This window comes from Pseudoalteromonas sp. P1-30, from assembly GCF_001400005.1.
GTDB lineage: Bacteria > Pseudomonadota > Gammaproteobacteria > Enterobacterales > Alteromonadaceae > Pseudoalteromonas > Pseudoalteromonas atlantica.
Genome location: NZ_LKBC01000011.1, coordinates 80107 through 106098 on the forward strand (window position 1 = coordinate 80107; position 25992 = coordinate 106098).

Genomic DNA, 25992 nt, shown 5'->3' on the forward strand with positions numbered 1-25992 from the left:
GGTGCTTTTATTTTATCTATATCAACTTAAGTGCAGTGTAATTTAGTCTTGCGCGCCTTGGCAGTGCTGCATTTTTTTCATCTTGTAAAGTAAACGCTGTGATCACTATCGAGAATAACTGCTTTTTAAAAGTAATATTAATGACTTCGCCTATTTTAGTTTTATAAGTGTGTTGCTGATTAAACAGTTTAAGTTCACCGTTTGCTAATTGCTCAACATACAAATAGGGGGTGTGCAAAGGCAGTTTTAACCTTATAACATTTAAACTGCTTTGCTCCTGTACTGCAACCCACTCCCCATCTTTATAAAGCGTATTAAAACGCGTTATGCCCTCGGGCTGAAGTACAGAGTCGTTTTGTATTAAACACGTGCTACACCCGTTTACTCGCCTTTGCTGCCAATTTACTGGCTTGTTATTATAATAAAGCGCATCAGTTAGTAACCATTCACTACTATGGCTACTACTGGCTTTATTAATAGCGCCTTGGCTACAGGCAGCAACTAAACAAATAATAGCTCCTTGTAAAAGTGCAGCTTTTATAAATCGGTAGCTCATTTAGCGCTCTTTAATTGCTTTAATTTGGTTAATTATAGCCTCGCTTGGCGCTGCTTCTTTTATATAGCTAGGCAATGAAACAGAAACAGCTTGAACACGCTGCTGTTGATACAGCTTATGGCTCATCGTATTTGCCACACCAAATCGGTTACCTGCACTTTGTGAGTAAAACTGTAAGTTAATCATGCTCCACTCATCGGTATCCGTTAATACAGTAATTTGCGAGTCTTGGTTTGCATCAAAGCTAGTTAATGTATCGCCTAAAATTGCATTACAATTATAATCGACCGCCTCAGAGCCAGGCCTGTTTAATCCTGCGCTTTCATCAATAGCACTTTCATTTATATTTGCAGCACTGCCGTTTGAATAATCAATGATAAAATCATCCGTTGATCCTGTTTGATTATTGGTATTTGGCACAAGGTCGCAGTTAATGTTGTTGGTATAAAACCGGTCGTAATAACGGTCACCTTCGTTATTGCCTATGCTTGCAAGCCCCGTTAATTGATATAGATAATTCATAGAGCTTAAATGATTTGGCTTAAAGTTCACTTCTTCGTCGCCGCCATGATAAAGCCCTAAATTATGCCCCAACTCATGAAAAATAGTAGACGCTTGGTAATTATTCGTCACATTTTGTGATGTTTGATCATCAACCGATAACCCCCATCCGCCCATAGTCAGCATTAGGTCATTACCATTTATTTCGGCAATACCCGAGCCACTAATGCTGCCATCTTCGTTACCACTGTTTGCCATTAATAAATAATGAAAAATTGGGCGGCGCGTTGTATCGGCATATTCCATCTTATAGGCAAATAAATTAGCGGTACCTTGGTCATATTCAAAGGGCGTGTAACTGTTAAACGGTACGGTTGTACCGCCTCCTAAATCAAAGTTAGCGGTGGAAATACCAGTGCTTTGGTCAAACAAATCGCCTACATCAAAATGCACTGTGTAACCGTTACTTGCAAATACGCTTACTACTTTTTCTAATGCTGTACGCTGTGGCGTAATACCTATATCGGTACTGTCCATATAATCAATTTCTATAAATATATCTTTTTGATTTTCCCGTGCGCCCCATTCGTATAAAGGCAGCCCGCCAAACGTGGCGCCTTCTTGCTCACTGCAATCAGGGATCCCATCTAAATCTGTATCGGTATCACAGCTAATATCATTTTGCCCTGCCGGCGTATTAAACACTGAGTAAACCCAATCACTTGCTTGATTAGTATCTGTTGCATTAAGCGCACGTTTTAAGCTTGACCCTTGTTCGGCCTGCATTTGTGGTGCGTTATCGCCTTGCCATTGCGTGGCACTAACCGGTTGCTGGGTAGAATTACCAAATTTAACAAAGTCGATTGTTTGTGTGGCGGCGCTATTTAATAACTCTGCAAAGCCATTTATATACCAGTAAGGACGTAGCGCATCACTTTGGTTACCCACCAGCACAATTTTAGGGTTATTAAGTGCCGCACTTGCTAAAAACTCATCACCAAAACGACTTTGCAGTAAAATATAACTGCCGTTTTCTAATACTTTGTTGGGTAATGTAAATACTTGCTCTGCGCTCACTGAGCTATCAAGCATATTAATTGCGCGCGTTTTTAATGAATAGTTTTGTAAATTAACAGCCTCTCCAGTGCCGTTATAAATCTCTACCCAGGGCGTATCATTAGTAAATTGCACCGATATGAGTTCGGTTATTTTTAAATCTTGAGTTGAGGTGGTAAATTCACTCACTTGGCCTGCTGTCGCAGCAGTACCAGAAAAATTAACTAATTGGTCATTTACACGCACTTTGTAAAGCGTGTTTTCTGAAAAATCAGCGCTTAAGTTAACATTTTTAAAATAGTCACTCGTCTCATCAGGCGCACCAGATACGCTCTCTACATTAAGTGCAACGCAGCTTGCAAAATCATCACTTGATACCTGAACACTGCCTTCACAGCTCCCCGCGCTACTATTTACGGTTAACGAACTGCTCAGCATCACATCTGAAAACGTAATACTAATGGGGGTGTCAACCAATACCGGTTCATCTGCTCCATTAGGCGTTATTTCTGTCACCGTTGCAGCGCTGGTATCAATAATTGTCGTATTAAGTAAAAAGTTGGTGCTGTCTTCACCATCACTGGCGGTCAGTGTATAGCTTTTTGCAGAAATACTATTTACAGGCGGTGTGTAGCTAAAGCGCAGCGCTTGGGCATCAATAACGCTCACCTGCGCCCCTTCTAAGTCATCTGGAAAAGTAATTTGTACCGTATCGCCATCGACATCATTTACCGTCAAATTAAATTCAGCACTTAAGTTATATTGCACCTCAACGGTTACATCGTCTGCCACAGGCGGATTGTTAGGCGGCACCACAATCACCGTTTTTTGGGCACTATTAGTTGCATCGTCGTTATCTCTAACGGTGGCTAAAAAGGTAATATTGGTATTTTGAGCAACCGTTGGAGCATTAAACGTAATGCTGGAGTCGGTTTGCGTAAATTCGACCACGGGGCCGTTTGTTTGCTGCCAGCTTAGCTCGCTAATGGTGCCATCGCTGTCCTGCGCTGTAGCTGTTATTGTCACTGACTCATTTTGCATTGCCTCGTCAGGCCCAGCTAAGGTAACACTAGGTGCGCTATTTAATTGCGTAATAAGTACCGTGGCACTGCTTTGTACAGTGCCCCCGGCATTGTCGGTTACAGTAACACTAAAACCAAGCGTTTCACTTTCACTTACATTTGGGGCGGTAAAGCTTAATTCACCTTCAGTTTGGCTAAATTCGATGGAGGAGCCAGCAGATTGTACCCACACTATGGTGCTAATTGTGCCATCTATGTCTTGTGCATTAGCAATTAAACTAACTTGGGTATTAGCCAGTGCACTACTTGGGCCTGTAATATTAACTGTGGGAGGCGTATTTTGAACCGTGATAGTCCCAGAGAACACTTGCTCTGTAGTGGCGCCGTCATTATCGGTTACTAGCACCGAAAAGCTAAAATCAGTGTCGCTTTCTACACTGGGGGCCGTTACTGTGAGTATATTGCCATTAGCTGTAAAGGTAAATTCAGGCCCCGACAGCTGCTGCCATTGATAACTAGAGACTTGCCCGTCGCTATCGCTTGCCTGAGCCGTAATAGTAAAGGTTTGGTTAGCAACAATAACGCTGCTGCTTACATCAACACTTACAGTAGGGGCGGTATTGCCAGTTGAGCCACTATCGGTGGCGTCACTATCGCTGCCACCGTCGCCGCAACCGGCTATTAAAAGTGATAAAAAAAGTAATCCTAGCCATTTATAAACATTATTTAATACCACTTTTATGCCTCTATGATTTAGCTATACAAATTTTGGGGCACCTTAACAACGTTTAAATGAACGGTAATTTCCTCACGATCATGATACAAATGCTTAGCTTGCAACTCATAGGTTATACCGTACTTAGTAAGCTCTTCTTTGATCATCGTTAGGCATTCATAAACACTATCAAAGCGTTTTTTCATAGGCAGCTTTAAATTAAATATAAGCTCTTTGGCGTATGCGTTTACTGCCCAGTCAATCATTAGATTAGTCACTTTGGTTGGTTTTTCCACCATATCGCACACTAACCAGTTAATATTTCTTTTTTCTGGGCGGTATTTAAAACCATCGGCTCTAAAGTGTTTAACTTGGCCTGTTTCCATCAAACTATCATTCATTGGGCCATTATCTATTGCGCTAACAAACATGCCTCTGCGTACTAATTGATAGGTCCAACCGCCTGGGCAAGCGCCTAAATCAACCCCTCGCATGCCTGGTTGTACTCGCGCTTCTCGCTCTTTTTCAGGGATAAAAACATTAAAGGCTTCGTCAAGTTTTAACGTTGAGCGGCTCGGTCCGTCACTTGGCATACGTAAACGTAAAATGCCCATAAAAAACGGCGAATTATTATAACTATACGAATACCCTACATACGCGGCATTGTTTGCTAAAAATAGTACATGCATTACCGGGCGGTTTGCCTTTGGCTCACGTAATACCGTGTTTTGCTTTTCGAGTGCTTTTTTTAACGGCGTTGATATTTTTTTACAAAAGGTCAGTAGCTCTTTGCCTTCGTTAGTATCGGGGGTTTCTACGCGCAATTCACTACACAAAGGAAAATCCTTTGCGGCTTCTTTTAATGCAGTGACCCTATCTTCTACCGGCATATTTTCGATTAACGTGCCAGCAAACCACTGGCGCGCAAATACCATATTTTTAAAGTCGACCTTTTTGATTATTTCGTCGCTGTGTTGCGCTTCAAAACATTCATAAATCACGTAGCCGGTATTTGGTTTGGCTTTTACATAGCCGGCAAAACCTTGCTCGGCAGCATGAAACGTTATTTCAGCAGCCGCATCGTTTTCAAAACCACTACGACAATAAATCACAACACTAGACATATTAACCCTTAAACTCTTTAAAACTTAAATCGTGCAACTTGCACTAAAATAACAACCCAACCAATTATAAAACATAACCCACCTAATGGGGTTATTGGGCCTAACCACTTCATGCCGCTTAGGGCTAATAAATATAAACTGCCACTAAAAAGCAGTGTACCGGCAATAAAAAAACCTCCCGCCACGGTTAAATTAATACCCCACTTAATAAGAATCGCCACGGCTATAAGCGCTAAACCATGCACCATTTGATACTCAGCTGCGGTTTTAAATACCCCGAGTGAATACTCAGTTAAACGGCTTTTTAAACCATGCGCGGCAAACGCCCCTAACATAACCGACAGCATGCAAAAAAAGCTGCCCGTGAGTAAAAATAATTTAATCATAATTGCTCCACTCTATTGGCTATAAATTTACCTGCTTCAAGCGCTGCAGTTTCACGATTTTGCAGCTCGCTCACACCACTTTTTTTGCGTGGCTTGAGTGAATGGTCCCCATCGCTAAGCCAAACATAGCTTGGCTGCTTTGGCATAGAAAGCGTTTTAAGCTCTTCACGGGTGCCAAAGGTATCTCGCTCGCCTTGTAAGACTAAAAACGGGCAAGGTATGTCTGCAAAATGATCGGTGCGCAGCTTATCTGGCTTACCGGGCGGATGAAACGGATAGCCAAACGCTAATACACCTACAATCGGTTGTGTAGAGCTACAGGCAAGCATAGACGCCATACGCCCGCCCATCGACTTGCCGCCAATAAATAACGGTAAATTAGGCTGCGCATTTGTTAGTACTTGCTCGTAATAAGCTAACAGTTTAGGGGCTCGCTCTGGGGGTCTACGTTTTTGTGTTTGTTTAGCAATTTGCATGTATTCAAAATCAAATAAACCTACATCAATACCCTGCGCACTGATGAGTTTAGCCATATGCTGCATAAAATCAGAATCTGATCCAGCTCCGGCACCATGCGCAAATATAAACTGTGCAATAGCAGGCTGCGTTGCGCTTTTAAACCATTCAATCATTATTAATACTCTTGTTCTTGTTCAACTAAGCTCAGCATCCAATCTTTGAACGAGACTATTTTACCCAGCTCAGTTTGCGACTCTCTAATCACTAAGTAATACGCGTTTTTACTCTCTAAGCTGTGGCTAAATGGGATCACTAAACGGCCCGCGTCAATATCGGGTTTGGCAAGCACACTATTGCCTATTGCTACGCCTTGGCCATGCACCGCGGCTTGGAGCACCATCGATGAGTGGCTAAATATAGGGCCTTGATTCACTTGTACATTACGTACACCCGCCGTTTTCATCCAGGTTTTCCAGTTACGGCGCGTGGTATCGTGCAACAAAGTGTGCTGAGCTAAGTCACTCGGTTGATTAAGCGGTTTATGCCCGCTTAATAACAGTGGGCTACATAAAGGCACTAAATACTCGGTGTGCAATTTGTAAGTTTGAACCCCACTCCAGTGCCCTCGGCCGTAGTAAATGGCAATATCTACATCATCGGTTAACGAGTTTTCGTCTTGGTCTTGCGCTTTTATACGCACATCTATTTCGGGGTGGAGTTCGTTAAATAAACTTAATCGAGGTACCAACCACTGAATTGCAAAACTCGGGGTTAAACTTACGGTAAGCGAGCCTTTTGCACCGCGAGCAAGTAGCTTTTCGGTGGCATCTATCAGCTGGGTAAAAATCTCTTTAATATCTAAAAAGTAGCCTTGGCCTTCTTCGGTTAATAATAACGAGCGATTTTTACGTAAAAACAATTTTAAGCCTAAATGCTCTTCAAGTGTTTTAATTTGATGGCTCACTGCCGCTTGCGTTACATACAGCTCTTCTGCTGCTTTAGTAAAGCTTAAATGGCGTGCCGCGGCTTCAAAAGCTTTAAGTGCGTTTAATGGGGGGACTCGTCTTGACATAGTAACCAAGCTTAGAATTAGTTTTTCTTATGCGTAAGATTATATACAGCATCGTTGTGTGTGTATATTAATGGAATAAAAAAAGCGACCTAAGTCGCTTTTTAAACATTACCTAAATAGGTGTTAAATTATAAATCGCTTGCGCTTGTATCAAGTGGTGCAAAGCTTTTAATTAAATCATCTACCGCTTTCATTTGCGATAAGTACCCTTCAAGCTTGCTAAGTGCCAATGCACATGGACCATCACACTTTGCTTCATTAGGGTTAGGGTGCGCTTCAATAAATAAGCCCGCAATGCCCAGTGCCATGCCGCTGCGAGCAAGCTCGGCAGCTTGTGCACGGCGTCCATCAGCAGAGTCAGCTCGCCCGCCTGGGCGCTGTAGTGCATGGGTGGCATCAAAAATAACCGGTGCCATGGCTTTCATGTCATCCATACCTAGCATATCAACAACTAAGTTGTTGTAGCCAAAGCTTGAGCCGCGCTCACACAGTGCAACATTATCATTACCTGCTTCATTAAATTTAGTAATGATATGACGCATTTCGTGCGGTGCTAAAAACTGTGGTTTTTTCACATTAATAATGGCACCCGTTTTTGCCATAGCTACCACTAAATCGGTTTGGCGTGCTAAAAATGCAGGTAACTGAATTACATCAACCACTTCAGCAACAGGCGCTGCTTGGTGTGGTTCGTGCACATCAGTTATAAGCGGAATATTAAAGGTATTTTTAATCTCTTCAAATATTTTTAAGCCTTCTTCCATACCAGGGCCGCGGTATGAATTTATTGATGAGCGATTCGCTTTATCAAACGAGGCTTTAAATACATAAGGAATATTTAATTTAGAGGTTACTTCTACATAGTGCTCTGCAATGCGCATTGCTAAATCGCGCGACTCTAAAACATTCATACCACCAAATAATACAAATGGTTTGTCGTTTGCCAGCTCAATATTATTAATATTAATTACTTGGTTGTTCATTTAAATTCCTTAAGGTGCAACTGCTTGCATCATTAATCCACAAATGTAGGCCATATATGTACCTACACCATACCCTAGTACAGCTAATAAAACGCCCACTGGCGCGAGCGAAGGGTGAAACGCAGAAGCCACCACAGGCGCCGACGCAGCGCCGCCAACGTTAGCTTGCGAGCCCACCGCCATATAAAATAACGGGGCTTTTATTACTTTGGCTACAATCAGCATTAAACTTGCGTGTGTTAGCATCCAAATAGCCCCAATTAAAAATAACCCAGGGTTACTAAATATAGCGGTTACGTTCATATGTAAGCCAATTGATGCCACTAAAATATATAAAAAGCTTGAAGCAACTTTTGATGCGCCAAACGTTTCTATTTGCCTTACTTTAGTAAATGATAAACTAATACCAATAGTGGTTGAAATAACAATTAGCCAAAAGAATTTACTGTTTAAGCTGTACTCTTTAGCCCACGCATAATTGTTTGCAAAATACGGCCCTAAAAAGTCGGCACAAAAATGAGCAAGCCCCGTTATACCAAATGCTATGGCAATAATGGTCATGTAGTCATTGAGTGTCGGCATGCGGGCATGCTCTGCATGGTATTGCTCAACACGGTTTTTTAAATCTTCTATGGCGGTTGTATCAGCCCCTGTTGCGGCATCAATTTTTTTATGGTTTGCAGCCATTAGTAATAAAACAGCCATCCAAATATTCGCCACAATCACATCAACGGTCACCATAACCGAGAATATATCGCCGCCCACTTCAAACATTTCTTTCATTGAAGCTTGGTTAGCGCCGCCGCCAATCCAGCTGCCGGCAACCGTTGTCATACCACGCCAAACAGCATCTGGGCCGTGGCCGCCTACTAAATCAGGGCTAAATACACTAACCACTAAAATAGATAAAGGCCCACCAATCACAATACCCAGCGTGCCCACTAAAAACATAATTAGCGCTTTGGGGCCTAAATTAATAATCGCTTTTAAATCAATACTAATGGTAAGTAAGATTAAACATGCTGGCAGCAAATAGCGCGAAGCAACATAGTAAATATTTGAACTATGTCCATCTACAATGCCAAACGTATTGAGTAAAGAAGGTAAAAAGTAACACAGCAATAATGCTGGTACATATTTATAAAATGCTTTTAGTTTGGGGTTTTCGCTGCTAGAGGTTTTAAAAATGAACCCTAAAATTACAGCAAGCAAACCCAGTACAACAGCATCATTAGTAATTAATGCAGTGTGAGTATCAGCCATATTTGTTCCTATTATTAATGGTGTGTTTTATTATTATCTTCAAGTTCTTCTAGTTGATGCTGAATAATTTCAATTGCCGGATCGTCCGGGCACTCATCAATAAAAAACTGTAAATCATCGCGTGCCATTTTAGGACAATCTAACTGATTGAGTAAGTAACCTCTGTCGCGTCTCTCGTACGGGTCATCGCCTAATAGCTCCATTAGCAACTCAACACATACCAACGCGTGGCCAAATTTATTTTCGCTAATAAACGACCATTTTTGCTGCGCTAAAAACAATTTATAAACTTCATCGTTATAAATAAGCTCAAGTGGCTCTTGCTCTTGGCCATTTTCTTCATCCGCATTTTCAGGAATGATGTACCAGCTTTGTTGCCCACTGCTAGGCTCAATAATGTAGCCTTCTTCATCACTTATTGCGACATGCACGCTAATATCACCCTGGTTAATACACACACTGGCATCTAATTGCGCTTGCTCAAGCAAATGGCTCAATAAAATACCTAATGTGGTTATAGAGCCGCTGCGCATAGTGAGTGTATAGCTTAAGCTATTTATTTTATGCTCTGGCACCTTTAGCCCAGAGGCGCTAAATAGCCATTTGCTATAAAAAATATCAAGAAGGGCTTCTAATCTATCGTGTGGGTCTTTTTGCTTTGCGCACATCGCAGTGATCTGCTGCTCAAAGTCAGTTAATACAGAAAAAGTTGGCGCTAAATCTATTTGAGGGTCCCATTTCGACTCTGCATTAATACACCGATAAAGTGGCGGTGGAGTAAACTCATCATATGCATCATCTAAATAAGATTCGTCGTGTTCGTCATACCCGAGGGTGGTCATCAATACTACAACATTTATTAAAAAACGAAGACGTAGTTTACCTAATTTTACGGATAGTTACCAATACAGCGAAGCTCCCACCCGTAATTATACCCCAGAGGTGTGCTTTATAGTAAAAGGAGTAGGCCAGCCTGGCTGAAAAATGGTGAAGGCTATGAGACGGGCAAAGGTGTATTAACTGTGTTAACTGTTACTTAAGTTCCTTGGGGGTTTAAGTTCCTTAAGAGTATTAGCTCCTTACGTTTAAGCCCCTTGCGTATTTAAGTCCCTTGCCTTTAAGTATCGTGCGTGTTTAAAAAGTATATACACGCACCGACACTTAACTTGCAACAAAGTAGGTATTATAAAAGTAGCGGCGATTTTGCCGTTGCCAAATACCCTATCGCTAAAATCACAATCGTGTTAACTACCACATACATAATTTTTGGCAGCGTATTAGTTTGTTTAGCACTAATAATACCTATCGCAATATAAATCACTACAAGCACTATTTTTTCTAATAACCATAGTTGCTCAAAGGGGTTTATTTTTGCCATGAACACCAATGTTATTGCAGAAATAAGTAATAAAGTGTCAATGCTGTGACTGCCAATAAAAACCAGTTTATTTTTGGCAAGCTTGCCACTACCCATACGCGAAAAAGAGCGGATGTAAAATAAGATAACGCTTAGCATAGCAATTGCCATGTGTGAGTGTTTTACTGCTAAATAATCCATAAGCCTCAGTACTTTTTGTTTTGTTAAAATTAGTTAAGTGCGTTTAATACCAACCCGCTTAATTAAGTGATCTATTTTGAGGATGGAAAAACGTGTTAATAGCTAGGCAAAAAATTTGCTATTTAGTTGTTCTAAATGAGAATTTTTTATTTAGCCCCCTCAAAATGATTAAGTATTATTGCTGCTTGGTATAATACCAAGTACTACGCACTGCTTTGGCTATTATGCCTCACAAACTAAAAAGCACATAGTCGCAAGGCTATGTGCTTTTTAAATTTATAGTAACGATTAACGTTGTTGTCGTTGCACGTTCTCAAATGCTAGTTGTACATTTTGCGAAAAAATCTCAATTAAATTACGTTGCGTATCGGTTATATTTTTAGGGATCCCCGATATAAATAACATCGAATTGTGATTGTACTCGCTGCTACAATAAGCAAATAAATAGTTATCTTTATAAATTATGCTTTTATCTTTAAGTGCTTGATGACACGCCTCTAGTTGCTCGTTTTGCAGCACAGCATCTAATTCTTTCCCCTCGCTTTGCTCAAACTCACCGGTACCAGAGCGTACTATTAGCTTATCGTTACTATTTTCTTGCGTATTTTGCGCCACTAACGTAGTGGCATACACCGCTTGATCAGCAATGCCTAATAACGAGGTAAGTTGCTGCATCACCCCTTCAATAAACTGCTCTATTGAACGTGTGGCAAATATATCGCGCGAGGCAACAATAATTTTTTCAAGCCCTTCGCGAGATTGCTCTATAGAAATAATATCGCGATACGAGCGTAAGCTCGACATAATCACAGTAAACAGCTTTTGCGCTGTCAGCTCTGTTTTCGATTTATAGTCGTTAATATCGTAATTAATAATAACTTGGCGTTCAGGCGCCTGCCCAGGCTGACCGGTTCTTAAAATAATGCGAATATGATTATTATTAGCTTCTTCGCGAATAAATTTAGCAACCTGTAACCCAGCGTCATCTGTTTCCATTACCACATCTAGCAGTACAATAGCGGCATCTGGGTGCGCATTTATTAATTCTTTTGCTTCAGCGCCCGAGTATGCGCTTAAAAATTCTAAACGTTTGTTCTGAAATTCAAAATCACTCAACGCAAGCTTTGTAACAGCATGAACTTCAGGTTCGTCATCAACGATTAATACTTTCCAAGTGCCAAGCTCTACTTCATTTTCTAACTCATCTGGCTCATCTGAAAATAAAAAATCACCCATCATATTAAAGGTTCCTTAATGCATTTATAGAACACACAATCATGGCTGTTTATTATCAAATTAAGGCCACTGTGCGAGCGTTACACGATCGTTATTTCCCAAGTCTTTTACTGTTTTAATATTTATATACGCCATTTGCTTAAACAAATGCCGAACAGCTTCACCCTGTTCAAAACCATGTTCTATTAAAAGATAGCCACTAGGGAGCAAATAGTCACGTGATTGTGTAATTATTTGTTTTATATCAGCCATTCCTGCATCATCGGCCACTAACGCAGAAAGAGGTTCAAAGCGCACATCTCCTTCTTTTAAATGTTTATCGTCGTGTTCAATGTACGGGGGGTTAGTCACAATTAAATTAAACTGCTCATTTTTCAGCGCGCTAAACCAGTTACTTTGCTTAACTTGCACATTATCAATGGCTAAACGCTGCTGATTACGAGTCGCTAAGGCCACCGCATCTGCTACTTTGTCGACTGCTGTAATTTGCCATGTTGGCATTTCACTGCCAAGTGCAAGTGCTATAGCGCCGGTGCCAGTGCCTAAATCAAGCACTTTTGCTTGCTCAGGCACGGTAAGTGCTAAAGCTTGCTCAACGAGTGTTTCGGTATCAGGCCTAGGAATAAGCGTCGTGGCATTCACCTCGAGCGCTAAGCTCCAAAATTCGCGCTGGCCAATAATATGCGCTACGGGTTCACCATTTAAACGCCGTTCACAAAATTCATCATATTGGCGCTGTTCGTCGCTGCTAAGTAGGTTATCTGGCCAGGTAAATAAGTAACTGCGGGGTTTTTGAAGTATATGTAATAGCAGTACTTGTGCGTCTAATTTAGCGCTGTCGCTAGTTGGTGCAAGTTTAGTTGCACCAACCGCTATTGCCTGCTCAAGCGTGTGGCTCACAATTACTCATCGCCCATTGCGGCAAGTAAATCAGCCTGATGCTCTTGCATTAATGGATCGATAATTGCGCCTAAATCACCAGTTACCACTTCGTTTAAGCGATAAAGCGTTAAATTAATACGGTGATCGGTAATACGCCCTTGCGGGTAGTTGTAAGTACGAATACGCTCAGAGCGATCGCCGCTGCCCACTAAGTTACGACGCTCAGAGGCCTCAGCCGCATGGCGTTTTTCATCTTCGGCTTGCTGTAAACGCGCGGCAAGTACCGACATCGCTTTAGCACGGTTTTTATGTTGCGAACGCTCATCCTGACACTCAACCACAACACCCGTTGGAATATGAGTAATACGAATTGCCGAGTCGGTTTTATTTACGTGCTGACCACCGGCGCCAGAGGCTCTAAAGGTATCTACTTTTATATCGGCGGTGTTTATTTCAATGGCTTCAGCTTCAGGAATTTCGGCCATTACTGCAACCGTACACGCAGAGGTATGTACACGCCCTTGCGACTCAGTCTCTGGTACACGTTGTACACGGTGAGCACCCGATTCAAACTTAAGCTTACCGTACACACCTTCACCGCTAATGTTTGCTATAACTTCTTTGTAGCCGCCGTGTTCACCTTCGTTGGTGCTCACCACTTCAACTTTCCATTTTTGTGTTTCGGCGTAACGGCTGTACATTCTAAATAAATCGCCTGCAAAAATAGCCGCTTCGTCACCACCGGTACCCGCACGTACTTCTAAAAATACATTGTTGTTATCTTTAGGATCTTTAGGAAGCATAAGCACTTGTAGCTCATCTTCTAATGATAAAATTTGCGCTTTAGCTTCTTTGTATTCTTCTTGCGCCATTTCACGCATATCTGGGTCTGAATCTTTTAGCATTTCTTCAGCAGTCGCTACATCGTCTTGCGCTTGTTGGTATGCTAAAAATGTTTTTACAATTTCTTCAAGCTCAGAGTATTCTTTTGAAAGAGCACGAAAGCGGTTTTGATCACTAATGACCGACGGATCGCTCAGTAGCGCTTGTACTTCTTCGTAGCGCTCTACTAAGGTTTCTAATTTACGATATACAGACTCTTTCATTTAACTGTTATTCCTGATCAATACCTAACATTTTTTTCAACTGAGTTAGTTGTGCCACTTCACCTTTTTTAGCCGCATCTTGAATTGCACGGGTAGGCGCGTGCATTAAGCGGTTGGTTAATTTATTGGCCAACTCTAATATAATTTTTTCTGCGTCTTTACCTGTATTTAGCTGACTAACCGCCCGCTCAACAAGTTCTGACTTAATGGTTTGTACGTCGTTTCGGTAGTGGCGAATTAAATCAACCGAATCGAGAGAGCGAACCCACATTTCAAATTCTTTTACGCGCTCGCTTATTATTAATTGTGCTTGTTCTGCCGCCTGTTCACGCGCGGCCATATTCTCGCTTACAATGGCTTGTAAGTCATCAACGGAATATAAATAGGCTGCGTCAAGCTCGCCTACTTGGCTTTCTATATCGCGCGGTACGGCAATATCAATAAACAGCATAGGTTTATGGCGGCGCTGTTTTAATGCTTGCTCCACCACCCCTTTACCTATTATTGGTAACGTACTGGCGGTTGAGCTAATAACAATATCGGCTTTGTTTAAACGCTCAGGTAGTTGTGCCAGCGCTATCACATCGGCCGACACTTCCTGCGCTAAACCGCGTGCACGCTCAATGGTTCTGTTGGCAACCGTAATTTGTTGCGGCTCATTTTGATATAAATGTTTAGCTACAAGCTCTATTGTTTCGCCGGCACCAATTAATAACACATTGGTTTTATCAAGCTTGCCATAAATATGTTTTGCTAAATTAACCGCTGCAAACGCCACTGACACAGCACTGGCACCAATATCGGTGTCGGTACGGACCTGCTTAGCTACCGAAAAGGTTTTTTGAAACAACCTATCAAACTTAACGCCTACGGCATCGTGTGTTTTGGCGCTATGATAAGCTTGCTTAATTTGCCCTAAAATTTGCGGCTCGCCCAATACCAACGAATCTAAGCCGCACGCAACACGCATTAAATGATTAATGGCTGCATCACCTTGGTGGCAATATATATTTTTGCTCAGTTCGTGTTCATCCAAACCATGGAAACTGGCAAGCCAGGCTAGCAGTGCTTGGGAATTTGACTGCTCAAGGCTACAATAGATTTCGGTACGGTTACAGGTAGATACAATAACGGCTTCGTTAAAGTCGGCATGACCGCTTAATTGCTGGAGCGCCTCAGACATTTGCTCAGGCGAAAAAGCCACTTTTTCACGTAATTCTACGGATGCGGTTTTGTGATTTATACCAAGTGCTATGATGGTCATATTTGCCAAATATTGCTGCGCCCTACTTTAAAGGCGGCAATTTTACCAAAAATCAGCGGAATATGGAAAGTAAGGAACAACATTTGATTCGACATTATTTAATTTTATTCACTCTTTTTTTGTTTTTAGCGGGCTGCGCCCACCAAATTGATACAAAAACAACGCTTTACGATGATTGGAAACCACGCTTAGCAGCGCAAAAAACCTGGCAAGCACAAGGTAAATTAGCGTTTATAAGCCCTGATGAGCGCCAATCTGCAAACTTAAATTGGCAACAAGACGAAAAACAAAACAACTTAGTGCTCACTACGTTTATTGGTACTCGTATATTGTCGCTTAAACAAACCCGCACAGGTGCGGTGCTTGATTACGACGATAAAACATACACAGATACTAACGCCGCGTTATTATTAAAACGCTTAACCGGTTTTGACCTGCCAGTTGATAACGCCGATAACTGGTTAAAAGGCACATTAACGTCGCAAACATTAAAAGTAGACGAACTTGGCCGTGCACAACAAGTTATTTGGTACGATAACAGCAATAAAAAGTGGCAAATAACGTATTCAAACTATAAACAGCAAGGTGGCTTTTGGGTTCCTGGCAATGTCACGCTAAAACATCAGCAAATTAAAATCAAAATTCAACTCTACAATTGGCAATTTAATTAAGTATGAATACTAAAACAGCTTTTTCGGTCATTGCACCGGCAAAACTTAACTTATTTTTACACATCAATGCGCGCCGTGATGACGGTTATCACGAACTAGAAACCTTATTTACCTTTTTAAATTTTGGCGACACACTCGACTATTCAGTTAACGAAGCGCCCACTATTTTAATAACGGGTGATACGAAAGGCATAGCAGATTGCGATAATCTCATCTATAAAGCCGCGTTATTGCTTAAAAATCACTGTGGCATTTCATCAGGTGTAAAAATAAATCTCACTAAACGTTTACCTATGGGTGGCGGCGTGGGAGGCGGTTCATCTGATGCAGCCACCACGTTACTTGCACTTAATAAAATGTGGAATACACAACTAAATATTGATGAATTAGCAAACTTAGGCCTGCAATTAGGCGCCGACGTGCCGGTATTTATTCGTGGTAAAAGCGCCATAGCACACGGTATTGGCGAACAATTGGTTGACGTAGAGCTTGAACAAAAATGGTATTGCGTTGTGCACCCTAATCAGCATGTCAGTACCGCTAAAATATTCACTCACCCAGATTTAAAACGCGATACACCAAAAATTTCAGGTGATTGGCGAACCCATAAATTAACCAACGATTGTGAGCCTTTAGTTAAAAAGCTCTGCCCCGAGGTTGAAAAAACCCTGCAGTGGTTGCTAAAATACGCCCCGTCGAAGATGACCGGAACAGGTTCATGTTGTTTTGTCGAATTTGCTAGCCAAGTTCAAGCACAAGATGTACTTGATAACCTCCCCCATACTTGGCAGGGTTTTGTTGCTTCTAGCGCAAATGTCTCACCTGCTCATACGGAGCTTGCCGCCATATTCGATCAATGAAGTAACGTACAAGTAATCATAAGTTAACGCGTAGTGGGTTTTACCTATTTACCCGTTAGTCCAAAAATTCAGTGCCTGAGGAACCCTACCGTGCCTGACATGAAGCTCTTCGCTGGTAACGCAACACCTGAGTTAGCTCAAAAAGTTGCAAAACGTTTGTATATTGAATTAGGCGATGCTGTTGTTGGCCGTTTTAGCGACGGTGAGATCAGTGTTCAAATAAATGAAAATGTTCGTGGCTCGGATGTTTTTATCTTGCAATCAACCTGTGCCCCTACTAACGATAACCTAATGGAACTTATCGTTATGGTTGATGCTCTACGTCGTGCATCAGCAGGTCGTATTACTGCCGTCATTCCTTATTTTGGTTATGCACGTCAAGACCGTCGAGTACGTTCTGCGCGCGTTCCAATTACCGCTAAAGTTGTTGCCGATTTCTTATCAAGTGTAGGTGTTGACCGCGTTCTTACGGTTGATTTACACGCTGAGCAAATACAAGGTTTCTTTGACGTACCAGTAGATAACGTATTTGGTAGCCCTGTATTACTTGAAGATATGGAAGAGCGTGAGTTTGAAGACGTTGTTGTAGTATCGCCAGATATTGGTGGTGTAGTACGTGCCCGTGCTATTGCAAAACTACTTCACGACACAGACCTTGCTATCATTGATAAACGTCGCCCTCAAGCTAACGTTTCTCAAGTAATGCATATTATTGGTGATGTTGAAGGCCGCGACTGTATTATCGTAGATGATATGATTGATACCGGTGGTACTTTATGTAAAGCCGCAGAAGCACTTAAAGAACACGGTGCTAAACGCGTATTTGCCTATGCAACGCACCCTATTTTATCTGGCAAAGCTGCAGAGAACATTCGTAACTCAGTAATTGATGAAGTAATTGTAACTGACTCAATTCCGTTATCTGATGAATTAAAAGCGCTTGATAAAGTAAAAGTACTGACTCTTGCTGACATGTTAGCCGAAACAATTCGTCGCATCAGCAATGAAGAATCTATTTCAGCGATGTTTGAACACTAAAATCACACATTCGTTGGAACATATAAGCGCCTTTTGGCGCTTTTTTTGTATGTGTTGTTTATTTTATCGGGGGGCGGTGTTATGATAGCGCGCCTTTTGGGTAGGGACCTTGGTCGCAAAGGCCCTAACACTTTTAATTATTGGAGACATTATGTCTAACGAAACTTATACTTACAACGCTGAACTTCGCGTAGAAACTGGTACTGGTGCGAGCCGCCGCCTACGTCGCGAAGACAAAGTACCTGCTATCCTTTACGGTGCAGATAAAGAAGCGGTATCGCTTACTCTTGCTCATAAAGACATGATCAAAGCACAAGAAAGCGAAGGTTTTTACACGCACATTCTTACGCTAAATGTTGGCGGCGAGTCTGTTGAAGCTATCTTAAAAGATATTCAACGTCACCCATTCAAGCCAAAAATCACTCACCTTGATTTCCAACGTGTAGATGCAACTCACAAATTAGTAACTAAAGTTCCTCTTCACTTCATCGGTGAAGAAGCAGTTACTAAAGCTGGCGCAACTGTTGTTCACCAGTTAACTGAAGTTGAGATTTCTTGTCTTCCTAAAGCACTTCCAGAATTCGTTGAAGTTAACGTTTCTAATTTAGTAGTTGGTGATTCAGTTCACATTTCTGACCTTGAACTTCCTTCAGGTGTTCAGTCTGTTGAACTAGGTAAAGGCGAAGGCCACGACCTGTCAGTAGTTACAATCAAAGCTAACAAAGCAGCTCCTACTGAAGAAGAAGCTTCAGACGCTGCTGAATAATATTTAAGGTCTTGCACCTTGAATTCTATTCAAATGCTTGTGGGCCTGGCTAATCCAGGCCCCGAATACGCAAACACACGCCACAATGCAGGTGCTTGGTTCATTGAAGAACTCGCAGCACGCTACAACTGCACGCTCAAACACGATCCTAAATATCACGGCCTAACAGGCAAAGTGATCATCCAAGGCCAAGAATTCAAATTATTGATCCCCACCACCTACATGAACTTAAGTGGTAAAGCGGTCGGTAGTTTAGCCAATTTTTTCAAAATCCCCGTGGAAAACATACTTGTTGCCCATGACGAAATGGATTTAGACCCAGGCGTTGCCAAACTTAAAAAAGGTGGCGGTCATGGCGGTCATAATGGCTTAAAAGACATTATTGCAAAAATGGCAAACCAAAAAGATTTTATGCGTTTACGCATAGGTATCGGTCATCCAGGGCATCGTGAAATGGTTACCGGTTGGGTGCTTGGAAAAGCAGCCAAAGAAGACCAAGAAAAAATGGATGCAGCGGTTGATGAAGCAGTTCGCTGTATGGAAATACTTGCAAAAGATGGTGTGTTAAAAGCACAAAACAGACTACATTCTTTTAAACCATAATCGTTTAAACGAATCTTAACAAGGTATCTTACTATGGGTTTTAAATGTGGCATCGTTGGCTTGCCTAATGTTGGTAAATCAACGCTTTTTAATGCACTAACTAAAGCGGGTATTGAAGCCGCTAACTTTCCTTTTTGTACCATCGAACCTAACACAGGTGTAGTACCGGTACCCGATCCTCGCTTAGACGAGCTAGCAAAAATTGTAAATCCTCAACGTATTCTACCTACCAGTATGGAATTTGTTGATATTGCTGGTTTAGTAAAAGGCGCATCAAAAGGTGAAGGTTTAGGAAACCAATTTTTAGCAAACATTCGTGAAACGGATGCAATTGGCCATGTAGTTCGCTGTTTTGAAGACGAAAACGTAATTCACGTTGCAGGTACTATTGACCCTGCTGACGATATTGACGTTATCAATACCGAATTAGTACTTGCCGATATGGACAGCGCTGATAAAGCAATTTTCCGTAACGCTAAAAAAGCGAAAGGCGGCGATAAAGACGCTAAAGAGCAAAATGCAGTACTTGAAAAAGTTAAAGTACACTTAGACGAAGGGTTAACACTTCGCTCTTTAGAGCTTACTAAAGAAGAAAAAGCAGCAATTAGCTCAATTAACTTCTTAACTATTAAGCCTACTATGTACATTGCTAACGTAGCTGAAGATGGCTTTGAAAATAACCCACACCTTGACCGTGTACGTGCTATTGCAGAGTCTGAAGATGCTGTAGTAATTCCGGTGTGTGCTGCAATCGAATCTGAGCTTTCTGAACTAGATGAAGAAGACAAGCTTGAATTTATGGCAGACCTAGGTTTAGAAGAACCAGGCCTAAACCGTGTTATTCGCGGTGGTTACGAGCTATTGCATTTACAAACCTACTTCACTGCAGGTGTAAAAGAAGTACGCGCGTGGACTATTCCAGTAGGTGCAACTGCGCCGCAAGCGGCTGGTAAAATTCACACCGACTTTGAACGTGGCTTTATTCGCGCACAAACCATTGCTTATGACGACTACATTGCCTTTAATGGCGAAGGTGGCGCTAAAGAAGCCGGTAAAATGCGTCAAGAAGGTAAAGAGTACATTGTTAAAGATGGCGATGTAATGAACTTCTTGTTCAACGTATAATTACGCCTAAACAATCTGTTTATAAAAGCCCGCTTAATGCGGGTTTTTTTATGCCTTTATCTAAATAAGTTTTATCCCAAAAGACAAATGGCCTTAATTACTTTTGGCTTTTTATAGCAATTAGCATAATTAAGTGATTTATTTTGTTGATGGAAAAACCTGTTGATAGCTAGGAAAATTCGCTATTTAGTTGTTCTGAATGAGAATTTTTTAACACAGATAGCGACACGTTTAGTCCCACAAAATGATATAAGTATTATTACGGATTGGTATTATTACGGATTGGTATGATACTAACGAGCTAAGCTAAATACTTTATTTAACGTAAGAAATACGCATCAGTAATAAGCAAATTGCCCTACCAACTGCCTCCACGCGGTGATTAATATGTAATTTTTAACGCAACTAGCGCAAGTTATGCCTACTTAAAATGACTGCATAACCTGGTTGTTAAGTATCATAACTTCATTCAATAGCTAAAATACTCAATAAACTCGGTTTTAATACAACTTGATCGCAAAGCGACTGCTGAAATACTCAGCAGTTTTTATATTAACGGTTTTAAGTTGTTATTACTTAGTGTACTTTGACAGTTGATTTACAGTTAAAAAAACAGCAAATTTATTAAAATTTAGCCTCTTAGCTTAATTTTCCTGCAAACAAACCCTGTTAAGTGTTTTTTTGCAAAAAAGGTGTTGACGGATTTGGGTCATATCAGCATAATACGCCCCGCACTCAGCGATGAAGTGATAACAAAAGAGATGGCTAAGTAGCTCAGCTGGTTAGAGCACATCACTCATAATGATGGGGTCACAGGTTCAAATCCCGTCTTAGCCACCATTTTTCTTTTGTTGCTCAATGAAGAGTTTAAAATAACTACCTTCCTTTGATTATTCAAAGTGAAAATGCGGGAGTGGCGGAATTGGTAGACGCGCTGGATTTAGGTTCCAGTATCTTAGGATGTGAGAGTTCAAGTCTCTCCTTCCGCACCATGTTCTTACCTAGAACTAAAACTATTCCAAATTTAGCGTTGGGATATCGCCAAGCGGTAAGGCACCAGGTTTTGATCCTGGCATTCCCAGGTTCAAATCCTGGTATCCCAGCCAATTTCTATATTATCCTGTACTCTTCCTCATTTGCATATTTGTGTATAAACTCATTAATGTTTACTGGCTTGCTAAAATAATACCCTTGCAAATAATCACAATCCATTAGCGTTAATGTTTGTTTAAGATCGTTATCTTCTATTCCCTCTGCCACCACTTTACAATTAAGTCGCGTCGCTAAAAACAATGTCGATTCAACAATCGCGTAATCTGCTATTTGAGTCAGCATGTCTTTTATAAATGATTGATCTATTTTTATTTGGCTTATTGGTAATTCTCGCAGTAATACCAAAGAAGAAAAACCAGTACCAAAATCATCTACACTAAATTCAAACCCTCTGCTATTTAGTTTTTGCATCATTGTGCGGGCGGCTTCTAGGTTTGTCATCATGGCACATTCGGTTATTTCAAAAATAATTGCGTCGCTTAGCGTTGGGTCATGCTTTACTAGTTCTTCAACAAACTCATAAAACTCCGGGCTTTCTAAATCTTTAGTAGAAAGGTTTACATGCAACGAACCTATAAACCCAGCTGCTTTTAACTCCTTTAAGTGCTTTATTGTTTCTAGTAGCACCCATTTAGAAATATTTAATATCAACCCACTTTGCTCAGCAATGCCAATAAATACCTCTGGACTAATAAATGAGCCATCACTTTGCGGCCAGCGTATTAATGCCTCTGCACCATGGACTTCATCGGCTCTGGCATCAAAAATAGGCTGTAAATAAAGCTCAAATTCGTGGTTTTTAATAGCGTGCTTAATACGTGAGGTCATATTTGAAAGCTCATTTGCTCGAGTGCTCAGCGCCTCAAAGTAATGTACATACAGTTGCTGTGTGTCTTTAGCCTCATGCAGTGCTAAGTCTGCTTGCTTTAATAGCTCATTAGCGTGCGACGAGTGATTCGCAAAGGTTGTTATTCCCACAGTCACGTGTACACGTAAGCTATGCTCGTAAATATGAAATGGGTGTTTAGTTGATTTTTTTATGGCTTCAATACATAAATTAATTGCCTCATTGGCTGAGTTATCAACAATAAGTGCAAATTCATCGCCGCCTAAACGGTACAGCTTGGCTATTCCCACAATATTATGGCTGAGTGTTTTTGAAAAAATGCTTAACAGCATATCCCCTACTTTATTGCCGTATGAGTCATTAATCGATTTAAAGCGGTTTAAATCTATAAGCATTAAATAAAACGAAGGCTCGTACTTAACTTGTTTGTTAAGCACCTGAAAAAACTTTTTTCGATTAGGGAGGCCGGTTAAGCTGTCGTTTTCGGCAAGGGTTCGTTGACGTTTTGCAAAGCGGTCTATTTTTAAAATACTTTTATAACTAAGCTGAATAACTAAATAAACAAAAGCGCCCCCGCCAAATAAAATTAGCGATACGCTCATAGCAATAAATCCGGCAATATCGTTATTTACAAAATAATAAAGTACATACCAATAACCCACTATAAAGCTAAAAATAAGCGCCAGTAGCAAAATCCACGAAACACGGTTAGTTTTTTTACAAATTTTTATTGTTGGCACAATGCTCAGCGTTAATAGCAAAGCGCCGACAATGAGTATAAAAATAAAAAAATTATCCACAAACACACAACTTTTAATTGGTTAGTAGTTTGAGTATGGCAAAAAAACGCAATAACGGAATAAATTAATAGTGACAACTATGCAGTTGCCCAAGTGGCATAAGAAAGGGAGTGACTGGCTGTGCATTTATTAATTTAGCCAATCACTTAAGTAGATTTAATTAAGCTCCCCACTAATGGCGTATTTTAATACCCAGTTTTTTAAAGGACCGGTATTGTTAGCCATTTTTAAAAACTGGCTGCGTGCCCATTTTAGTGGCGTAATTTGGTTAGAAAAACCAAAGTAACACGCATCCATCATGCTCATCATTAATAGGTTGGCTTTACGGCGGCTTCGCTCGTATTCTTTTAGTTTTAGCGGACAACCAATATCATCAGCGTCTTCAAGTGCCTGTGCGAGTGCTACCACATCTTGAAAGCCTAAATTAACACCCTGCCCAGCCAGTGGGTTAATTGTATGAGCCGCATCGCCCACTAACACCAAACGCCCATTAGAATAATTATTTGCATGCTGACGAGTAAGCGGAAATACCGCATGGCTTTGCACCTCAAAATCCCCTGCAAGAAGCGGAAACTTATTTAAAACATGCGCTTTAATTTGCTCAGCCGTTAACCCTTTAAAGTTTTGTAAGGTATTGGCACTGTCGTACCAAATTAAATTAGCGTATGGCGCCTGCATAGGTAAAAAGGCTAACGGGCCTGTAGGGGTAAATTGTTGCCACGTTTTTACTTGCTGCGGCGCATCTAGCTTTATTAGTACGCCCATGCAGTGCTGCTGATACTGCCACCCTGTTACACCAATATTTGCCTTTGCACGTAGCTGCGATTGCCCGCCATCGGCTGCAATAACTAAATCAGCAGTGTAACGGGTATCGCCATAAATGAGGGTGATTGACGTTGTGTCTTGCTCAATAGCACTTAAAGGTGCTGATTGTTCAATAACCTCAATATTATAATGTGCAAACTGCTGCCAAAGGCTTGCTTGTATTAAATTGTTTTCGATTAAATGACCTAAGTGCGAAGTATTAATATCGGCGCAATCAAATAATAGGTTGTCGCCACCGCGCTCAAATGCTTCTAACTGCGTGTAAGGCGCTAATCGATTTTTCCTTAAAATAGGCATAGCCCCTAGCTCGTCCAGCAGGTTTTCTGAAAAACGGTTAATAGCCGATACCCGTATATCTACCTGATCACTTGCTAAAATGGCGTCGGCGTTAATCAGTTTTTTTTCTATTATTTGTACTGACTTTCCTTGCTGTGCAAGCTTTATGGCCATGGCCGCACCGACCATCCCAGCGCCTACAACAATCACTTTGTTTTGAGTCATGTTTTTCATCATTTGGTTAATACGTGAAACTGTTTTGATTGTACCGTAACTCGCCGCATTAGTGCGAGAGTATATAACTATCACGCTATTAAACTGCCTGTGTATTGATTTGAGATCACAAACATGAAAACTATACTTGGATCTGGGCGGGTATCCAGCTAAAATACGCGTCCTTTAAGTGAGCAACCTTGCTCCTTAATCCCGTTTTAAGCACATTTTTGTGCCACTACCGAATTGAACACGAGGCTATATTTCAATGAGCAAAAAGCTGCATATCAAAACTTGGGGTTGTCAGATGAACGAGTACGACTCTCAGAAGATGGCTGATCTTTTAGATGCAACCAACGGCTACCAGCTAACGGAAGAAGCAGCAGACGCCGACGTTATTTTACTTAACACCTGTTCAATTCGTGAAAAAGCGCAAGAAAAAGTATTTCACCAATTAGGTCGCTGGAAGTTATTAAAAGACGACAAGCCAGATTTAATTATTGGTGTAGGTGGTTGTGTTGCCTCACAAGAAGGTGACTCTATTCGCCAGCGCGCACCGTTTGTTGATGTTATTTTTGGCCCACAAACATTGCACCGTTTACCTGAAATGATTAAACAAGTGCAAGGCGACAAAGGCTCATCGGTGGTTGATATTTCGTTCCCAGAAATTGAAAAGTTTGACCGTTTACCAGAGCCAAAAGCAGAAGGCCCGTCTGCATTTGTATCAATAATGGAAGGTTGTTCTAAGTACTGTACTTTTTGTGTTGTACCTTATACCCGTGGTGAAGAAGTTAGCCGCCCATTAGATGACGTATTATTAGAAGTTGCGCAACTTGCCGAGCAAGGCGTACGTGAAGTAAACCTGCTTGGTCAAAACGTAAATGCATACCGCGGTGAAACACACGATGGCGAAATTTGTTACTTCTCAGATTTAATCCGTTATGTAGCAGCGATTGATGGCATTGACCGTATTCGTTACACCACCTCGCACCCGGTAGAGTTTACGCCAGATATTATTGATGCGTACGCTGATGTACCAGAGCTTGTTGATCACTTACACCTACCTGTGCAAAGTGGTTCAGACCGTATTCTTAATTTAATGAAACGCGGCCATACAGCGCTTGAGTACAAATCAACAATACGTAAGCTGCGTAAAATTCGCCCTAACTTAAGCATGTCGTCAGACTTCATTATTGGTTTCCCAGGTGAAAGCAAAACAGACTTTGAAGCCACAATGAACCTAATTAACGACATTGGCTTTGATATGAGTTTTAGCTTTATTTACAGTGCGCGTCCAGGTACGCCTGCCGCCGACTTACCTGATGACGTATCAGAGCAAGAGAAAAAAGAGCGCTTATACTTACTACAAAACCGTATTACACAAATGGCACAACAAATTAGCCGCCAAATGTTTGATACAGAGCAACGTATTTTAGTTGAGGGGCCTTCTAAAAAGAACCCAATGGAATTACGTGGCCGCACCGAAAACAACCGTGTAGTTAACTTTGTTGGCCCACACACAGTGATCGGCCAGTTTGTTGATGTACGTATTACCGAAGCGTTACCAAACTCTTTACGTGGCGATTTAATTCGTACAGAATCAGAAATGAACTTACGTCGTGATATTGCTCCTTCAGCTATTTTAACAAAAGCTGCAAGCGTTGAGCCAAAAATCGATACAACCAACGAAATTGGCGTAGCTACTTTCGTACCGTAGTTGTATAAATTCATT

The 25992-nt window shown here is 41.2% G+C and carries 22 protein-coding genes, 3 tRNA genes and 1 pseudogene; 10 read left to right on the forward strand and 16 right to left on the reverse strand.

Going from position 1 to position 25992, the window contains the following annotated elements; all coding sequences use genetic code 11:
* Positions 1-16: 16 nt before the first annotated feature.
* The 14 genes and pseudogenes from AN395_RS14815 to hemA all read right to left on the reverse strand — a co-directional run bounded on the left by AN395_RS14815 (position 17) and on the right by hemA (position 15183).
* On the reverse strand, positions 17-556 hold the full coding sequence (locus AN395_RS14815; protein WP_024034180.1) for a hypothetical protein: 540 nt from the start codon (positions 554-556) through the stop codon (positions 17-19).
* Complete coding sequence (locus AN395_RS14820) at positions 557-3871, reverse strand: PKD domain-containing protein (protein ID WP_054983444.1); 3315 nt, start codon at positions 3869-3871, stop codon at positions 557-559.
* Between the two features lie 17 nt (positions 3872-3888).
* Positions 3889-4974 carry a 23S rRNA (cytidine(2498)-2'-O)-methyltransferase RlmM gene (gene rlmM / locus AN395_RS14825; RefSeq protein ID WP_004588846.1) on the reverse strand — a complete coding sequence of 362 codons (1086 nt, stop codon included), beginning with the start codon at positions 4972-4974 and terminating at the stop codon, positions 3889-3891.
* Between the two features lie 17 nt (positions 4975-4991).
* Positions 4992-5360: a DUF423 domain-containing protein gene (locus tag AN395_RS14830; RefSeq protein ID WP_024034182.1), complete on the reverse strand. Its 369-nt coding sequence runs from the start codon at positions 5358-5360 to the stop codon at positions 4992-4994.
* Complete coding sequence (locus AN395_RS14835; RefSeq protein ID WP_054983445.1) at positions 5357-5992, reverse strand: alpha/beta family hydrolase; 636 nt, start codon at positions 5990-5992, stop codon at positions 5357-5359. Before AN395_RS14835 ends, AN395_RS14830 begins: the two co-directional genes overlap by 4 nt.
* Before the next feature lie 2 nt (positions 5993-5994).
* Complete coding sequence (locus AN395_RS14840) at positions 5995-6891, reverse strand: transcriptional regulator GcvA (RefSeq protein ID WP_004588843.1); 897 nt, start codon at positions 6889-6891, stop codon at positions 5995-5997.
* A gap of 128 nt (positions 6892-7019) precedes the next feature.
* Positions 7020-7874, reverse strand: coding sequence for a 3-deoxy-8-phosphooctulonate synthase (kdsA, locus tag AN395_RS14845; protein ID WP_054983446.1), 855 nt, complete (start codon positions 7872-7874; stop codon positions 7020-7022).
* A gap of 9 nt (positions 7875-7883) precedes the next feature.
* On the reverse strand, positions 7884-9137 hold the full coding sequence (locus AN395_RS14850) for a DUF819 domain-containing protein (protein ID WP_054983447.1): 1254 nt from the start codon (positions 9135-9137) through the stop codon (positions 7884-7886).
* 14 nt (positions 9138-9151) lie between these two features.
* The gene (locus AN395_RS14855) at positions 9152-9979 is read right to left on the reverse strand and encodes a tetratricopeptide repeat protein (RefSeq protein WP_004588840.1); all 828 of its coding nucleotides are present in this window, start codon (positions 9977-9979) and stop codon (positions 9152-9154) included.
* Positions 9980-10320: 341 nt separating this feature from the next.
* A complete protein-coding gene (locus tag AN395_RS14860) occupies positions 10321-10695 on the reverse strand; it encodes a SirB2 family protein (protein ID WP_024034187.1) in 375 nt (124 codons plus the stop codon).
* Positions 10696-10992: 297 nt separating this feature from the next.
* Positions 10993-11934 (reverse strand): annotated as a pseudogene (locus AN395_RS14865) (DUF3369 domain-containing protein); the annotation flags it as partial.
* 57 nt (positions 11935-11991) lie between these two features.
* Positions 11992-12831 carry a peptide chain release factor N(5)-glutamine methyltransferase gene (gene prmC / locus AN395_RS14870; protein ID WP_004588837.1) on the reverse strand — a complete coding sequence of 280 codons (840 nt, stop codon included), beginning with the start codon at positions 12829-12831 and terminating at the stop codon, positions 11992-11994.
* A gap of 2 nt (positions 12832-12833) precedes the next feature.
* Positions 12834-13919, reverse strand: a complete 1086-nt coding sequence (gene prfA / locus AN395_RS14875) for a peptide chain release factor 1 (RefSeq protein ID WP_004588836.1) — start codon at positions 13917-13919, stop codon at positions 12834-12836.
* Positions 13920-13926: 7 nt separating this feature from the next.
* Positions 13927-15183: a glutamyl-tRNA reductase gene (gene hemA, locus AN395_RS14880; RefSeq protein WP_054983448.1), complete on the reverse strand. Its 1257-nt coding sequence runs from the start codon at positions 15181-15183 to the stop codon at positions 13927-13929.
* 83 nt (positions 15184-15266) lie between these two features.
* Between hemA and lolB the strand changes: the two genes are divergently transcribed.
* From lolB to AN395_RS14925, 9 genes are all read left to right on the forward strand, one after another.
* Positions 15267-15854, forward strand: coding sequence for a lipoprotein insertase outer membrane protein LolB (lolB, locus tag AN395_RS14885; RefSeq protein WP_004588834.1), 588 nt, complete (start codon positions 15267-15269; stop codon positions 15852-15854).
* Positions 15855-15856: 2 nt separating this feature from the next.
* Positions 15857-16714, forward strand: coding sequence for a 4-(cytidine 5'-diphospho)-2-C-methyl-D-erythritol kinase (ispE, locus tag AN395_RS14890; RefSeq protein ID WP_054983449.1), 858 nt, complete (start codon positions 15857-15859; stop codon positions 16712-16714).
* 90 nt (positions 16715-16804) lie between these two features.
* Positions 16805-17752 carry a ribose-phosphate pyrophosphokinase gene (locus tag AN395_RS14895; RefSeq protein WP_004588832.1) on the forward strand — a complete coding sequence of 316 codons (948 nt, stop codon included), beginning with the start codon at positions 16805-16807 and terminating at the stop codon, positions 17750-17752.
* A gap of 151 nt (positions 17753-17903) precedes the next feature.
* Positions 17904-18518, forward strand: a complete 615-nt coding sequence (locus AN395_RS14900; RefSeq protein WP_004588831.1) for a 50S ribosomal protein L25/general stress protein Ctc — start codon at positions 17904-17906, stop codon at positions 18516-18518.
* 18 nt (positions 18519-18536) lie between these two features.
* Positions 18537-19121 (forward strand): aminoacyl-tRNA hydrolase, encoded by a 585-nt coding sequence (pth, locus tag AN395_RS14905; protein WP_024033868.1) that lies wholly within the window; start codon positions 18537-18539, stop codon positions 19119-19121.
* A gap of 33 nt (positions 19122-19154) precedes the next feature.
* Positions 19155-20246 carry a redox-regulated ATPase YchF gene (gene ychF / locus AN395_RS14910; RefSeq protein WP_004588829.1) on the forward strand — a complete coding sequence of 364 codons (1092 nt, stop codon included), beginning with the start codon at positions 19155-19157 and terminating at the stop codon, positions 20244-20246.
* Positions 20247-21009: 763 nt separating this feature from the next.
* Positions 21010-21086: transfer RNA gene (locus AN395_RS14915), tRNA-Met, on the forward strand.
* 67 nt (positions 21087-21153) lie between these two features.
* A tRNA-Leu gene (locus AN395_RS14920) sits at positions 21154-21238 on the forward strand.
* A 39-nt stretch (positions 21239-21277) separates the two neighbouring features.
* Positions 21278-21352 (forward strand) — tRNA-Gln (locus AN395_RS14925).
* 4 nt (positions 21353-21356) lie between these two features.
* Here the strand turns inward: AN395_RS14925 and AN395_RS14930 are convergent.
* Both AN395_RS14930 and AN395_RS14935 read right to left on the reverse strand, forming a co-directional pair.
* A complete protein-coding gene (locus tag AN395_RS14930; RefSeq protein ID WP_054983450.1) occupies positions 21357-22946 on the reverse strand; it encodes a bifunctional diguanylate cyclase/phosphodiesterase in 1590 nt (529 codons plus the stop codon).
* Between the two features lie 156 nt (positions 22947-23102).
* A complete protein-coding gene (locus AN395_RS14935; RefSeq protein WP_235576584.1) occupies positions 23103-24272 on the reverse strand; it encodes an FAD-dependent monooxygenase in 1170 nt (389 codons plus the stop codon).
* Positions 24273-24528: 256 nt separating this feature from the next.
* Between AN395_RS14935 and miaB the strand changes: the two genes are divergently transcribed.
* Positions 24529-25977: a tRNA (N6-isopentenyl adenosine(37)-C2)-methylthiotransferase MiaB gene (gene miaB, locus AN395_RS14940; protein ID WP_029774570.1), complete on the forward strand. Its 1449-nt coding sequence runs from the start codon at positions 24529-24531 to the stop codon at positions 25975-25977.
* The last annotated feature ends 15 nt before the right edge of the window (positions 25978-25992 follow it).

Coding starts and splice junctions, on each gene's coding strand:
- AN395_RS14855 (WP_004588840.1), bottom strand. CDS start 9,979: ATGACCACCCTCGGGTATGACGAACACGACGAATCTTATTTAGATGAT.
- prfA (WP_004588836.1), bottom strand. CDS start 13,919: ATGAAAGAGTCTGTATATCGTAAATTAGAAACCTTAGTAGAGCGCTAC.
- hemA (WP_054983448.1), bottom strand. CDS start 15,183: ATGACCATCATAGCACTTGGTATAAATCACAAAACCGCATCCGTAGAA.
- kdsA (WP_054983446.1), bottom strand. CDS start 7,874: ATGAACAACCAAGTAATTAATATTAATAATATTGAGCTGGCAAACGAC.
- AN395_RS14900 (WP_004588831.1), top strand. CDS start 17,904: ATGTCTAACGAAACTTATACTTACAACGCTGAACTTCGCGTAGAAACT.
- AN395_RS14830 (WP_024034182.1), bottom strand. CDS start 5,360: ATGATTAAATTATTTTTACTCACGGGCAGCTTTTTTTGCATGCTGTCG.
- ychF (WP_004588829.1), top strand. CDS start 19,155: ATGGGTTTTAAATGTGGCATCGTTGGCTTGCCTAATGTTGGTAAATCA.
- AN395_RS14860 (WP_024034187.1), bottom strand. CDS start 10,695: ATGGATTATTTAGCAGTAAAACACTCACACATGGCAATTGCTATGCTA.
- AN395_RS14815 (WP_024034180.1), bottom strand. CDS start 556: ATGAGCTACCGATTTATAAAAGCTGCACTTTTACAAGGAGCTATTATT.
- miaB (WP_029774570.1), top strand. CDS start 24,529: ATGAGCAAAAAGCTGCATATCAAAACTTGGGGTTGTCAGATGAACGAG.
- AN395_RS14835 (WP_054983445.1), bottom strand. CDS start 5,992: ATGATTGAATGGTTTAAAAGCGCAACGCAGCCTGCTATTGCACAGTTT.
- rlmM (WP_004588846.1), bottom strand. CDS start 4,974: ATGTCTAGTGTTGTGATTTATTGTCGTAGTGGTTTTGAAAACGATGCG.
- ispE (WP_054983449.1), top strand. CDS start 15,857: ATGAATACTAAAACAGCTTTTTCGGTCATTGCACCGGCAAAACTTAAC.
- AN395_RS14935 (WP_235576584.1), bottom strand. CDS start 24,272: ATGACTCAAAACAAAGTGATTGTTGTAGGCGCTGGGATGGTCGGTGCG.
- AN395_RS14840 (WP_004588843.1), bottom strand. CDS start 6,891: ATGTCAAGACGAGTCCCCCCATTAAACGCACTTAAAGCTTTTGAAGCC.
- AN395_RS14850 (WP_054983447.1), bottom strand. CDS start 9,137: ATGGCTGATACTCACACTGCATTAATTACTAATGATGCTGTTGTACTG.